General features: G+C 49.6%; 2 protein-coding genes. One reads left to right on the top strand and one right to left on the bottom strand.

What is annotated here, in order from left to right:
- A partial coding sequence (locus tag HOK28_24250) for a HAMP domain-containing protein (GenBank protein ID MBT6436223.1) occupies positions 1 to 1,548 on the top strand: 1,548 nt, incomplete at its 5' end.
- A gap of 86 nt (positions 1,549 to 1,634) precedes the next feature.
- Here the strand turns inward: HOK28_24250 and HOK28_24245 are convergent.
- Complete coding sequence (locus HOK28_24245; GenBank protein MBT6436222.1) at positions 1,635 to 3,452, bottom strand: 4'-phosphopantetheinyl transferase superfamily protein; 1,818 nt, start codon at positions 3,450 to 3,452, stop codon at positions 1,635 to 1,637.
- Between the last annotated feature and the right edge of the window lie 34 nt (positions 3,453 to 3,486).

Genomic DNA, 3,486 nt, shown 5'->3' with positions numbered 1-3,486 from the left:
AGAATATGGATAGGCATTGCACCGCTTTTGGCCGGTTACATTGTTTCCCAAGTGGTCAATACATACTCAAGTATTGAGAATGAAGAGCTACTGACGAGATCAGTCGAAGCTGTGGATGGCGCATTGGACGGCAAGGATATCCTTGTTGAATTCGATACAATGCTCAACCAATATACCAAAGCGATTACCGAACAGGATGAAGACGCCTTTATGGAGGCGCAAGCGGCTTCTGAATCCGCTATTAAAGGTCTTAAGAAACTCAGTAAAAAAGAGATTGGGCAGATCCGACAGAAAGAAAGTAACAAGATATCCAAACAGGCCGGGGAAATTGTTGCCCGGTATAACGAGGTTACCCAAATCTTCGTGGATATGGATGACGGCGAAGATACGATGGAGCAAGCTAAAGACCTTGCCAATCGGCTTAAAGATATGCGCGAGACGCTGGTAAAGTTTACCGACGTGCTCGCAAAAGATGTTCGTAGAGACCTCACGGATATCAAAGAGAGTACTGCCTGGAACCGTACGCTTAGCTTACTACTTTTCTTGGCGATGATTGCAATATCAACGTTCGCAATCATCAATGTCATCTCGAAATATATTTCACTCCCGCTTAACGATATGGTCGACCGTCTTAAAGACATCGCCCAAGGTGAGGGTGATTTAACTCAGCGTCTCAATGTCACAAGCAATGACGAAATTGGTGAACTCGCGGAGTGGTTTAATACCTTCCTCGAAAAGCTCCGTGGAATTATCGCAAGCGTTGGCGAAACAACCGAGAAGCTCTCTCGCTCGTCAGCTGTTCTTGAAACCACAGCTGTGTCAATGACATCCAGCGCCGGTGAGACAGCCTCGCAAGCCACCATGGTTGCCGAAGCGGCCAACGATGTTAGCGACAACGCTCAACATGCAGCGGTGGGTGTTGATGAAATGGGACTCAGTATTCGCGAAATCGCGAAGAACGCTAATGACGCAGCCATGGTTGCAACCCAAGCGGTACAAGTTGCCAAATCTACGAATATGACGGTTGAGCAACTCGGTGTCAGCAGCGCAGATATTGGTAAAATCATCGCGGTTATTACGTCGATTGCCGAGCAAACCAACCTTCTCGCATTGAACGCCACCATTGAGGCCGCACGAGCCGGTGATAGTGGTAAAGGCTTTGCAGTTGTTGCAAACGAAGTTAAGGAATTGGCCGGTGAGACCGCCAAAGCAACCACTGAGATTTCTTCGAAGATTCAAGCCATTCAGCAAGATGCTGATGCTTCGATTTCCGCGATTGGTAAAATTGGCGGAACCATTGAGCAAATCAATCAGCTGCAAACCAGTATCGCTGGGGCAGTTGAAGAGCAAAGCGCGACCATGGCTGAAATTGGCCGAAGCGTTGGCCTTGCAGCTAACGGCAGCTCACAAATTGCCAACAACATTATGGGTGTTGCTACGGCAGCTGACGGAACCACCGATGGTGCCGATAAAACCCAACATCAGGCACAAGAACTTGCCGAAGCAGCCCACAGACTGCAGTCCCTGGTCGGTCTCTTTAAGACTTGATAATCAGAAAATATTAAAACCAAGTAAGGCCATCGAAGAGGTGCAACGCTATTGCTGCGCCCTTCTCCACCAGGACACTCGGCTCACTAAATGTGAGTTTGGGAGGTTGTTTCTGCTTGGCTCAGCTTTGCAAGATACACTCTTGCCACAACGATATCTTCTTCGAGCCCAACGCTTACCACAGCCTCACCACCGCCAACTTCCACCAGACGCTTGGCAACAGTACCCTCCACACTCACTGACCAAGTCTCACCATCGTAGCTCACGTCGATGTCTCTGAAGTCTGCACGAGCGCCAATGCCAATGGCTTTAAGGTAAGCTTCTTTAATAGCCCAGGCTGCCGTAAGAGCTCGGTCGCGATTGTTCGCTTGGTCGGCCCACAGACGCTCCGCCTTGGTAAAATAACCATCCGCCCATGAGTCATGACGAGGCTCAATGATTTCAACATCAATTCCCGGCAGTACATTGGATTCTGCACAATACATTGCGGCGGCCATAGAACCGCTGTGGCTGATGGATACTCTGGAATCAGAAATCCCCTCACCAACAATAACAATCGTCGGTGCACCCAGATGGTCTGGTAGAATACTGATTGCTCCGTAAGGAATGATCGCGCCTTCTTTTCCAAACCGAGCTTCACGGATCAAACGCTTGGCTGCGATGCGACCAGCCAACCAATCACGCTTTCGTTTTTGTGTTTTCAATGTATCAAAACGCGTGATTTCTTCACCGGACAAATACTTCTTCACGGTACCCCGCAAATCAGCGTCCAGCATCGCATCCACATCAGCAATGTTGATTCTAACCCAATCCGGTACTTCTGCTTGTGCACGCACTGGCTCGAAACGCTCGCGGGTGGAGAGTGTACGCAGTGTTGCTGTACGATAACCGCGCATCACTTCAAAAATACGACCCATTCCATCATGTAACCAAACATCGAAGCTTGCGCCGCTTTCGCCGAAAGCACGGCGTCTCACACTGATAAGAACTGGAACATCAGCAGGAATAGGCTCACCTAAATGCAAGGTATCAATGCCCGCAGGCAATCCCATCCGTCCAAGCTCAGCCATTTCCCAGAGGCCAGCGGCCTGAAAACCTGCTTCACGTAAGTAAGGAACGGTCATGAATTCATCGTGACTCATATTGCCGACCCACTCAGGGCGTTCAGTCAATGGCTCTATCTCGACACCATCTTCACCCATGCGGCTCACATCACCAATCACTTGGAAACGAGGCCCGTGAAAGTACCGGCTATAAATATCTGAGCGTGTAAGACGAGGATCGCGAGGCATTTCTAAACGATCTGGTAAAACACGGTTTACTTCCAGACGTTCACCAATAAAAGCATCGGCAACGAAATGCGTCCGGGCAATCACTTTACCTTTAGGTGTTGTGAGTTCTGTATTTAACGATGCTTTTGCATGGCCGTCTTGAAGCGTTTGCACTTCAATGATGATGTCCATTGCTTCATCTTTGAAAAACTTCACAGGCTTTTGAAAACGCACGTCACGAAGCTCAGAGACGCTTTCACCAAGGTGCATCTTTAGGCCTTGAACCATCAGCTCAACACCCAAAACACCTGGTAAAAGTGGAATGCCGTCAACGCGGTGGTCATCCAACCCTAAATCCACTTTGGGATCGAAGTTCACGGTGTAGCGCATACCCGATTCTGTTTTTTCACTGCGGTCGAAAATTCCCGTAGAGACCGGTTGGTCTTCCTGAACAAATAGAACTGGGCTGGCTTGTTCCAGCCCCGAAAAAGAGCCCAGTTCGCCAGCAACGACCACATCACCGCTGAGTGCGGAGAGTGCCAAAGCTGCGCCAATGGCTGCACCTTCTTTTGCCGGTAAGAGGTCAACACCACTGGCTTCCAAAACTTGCTGCACTGAGCCGCGCGTCGCCATGCCAACGTCGCCCCAAGCTGTCCAACAGACGTTT

Source organism: Deltaproteobacteria bacterium (assembly GCA_018668695.1).
Lineage (GTDB): Bacteria > Myxococcota > XYA12-FULL-58-9 > XYA12-FULL-58-9 > JABJBS01 > JABJBS01.
The sequence above is the reverse complement of the archived record's forward strand: the minus strand, read 5'-3'. Positions and strand labels throughout refer to the sequence as shown.

Bases quoted from the DNA above. Each gene is read 5' to 3' on its own strand.
- HOK28_24245 (MBT6436222.1), bottom strand. From the start codon at position 3,452: ATGGCGACGCGCGGCTCAGTGCAGCAAGTTTTGGAAGCCAGTGGTGTT.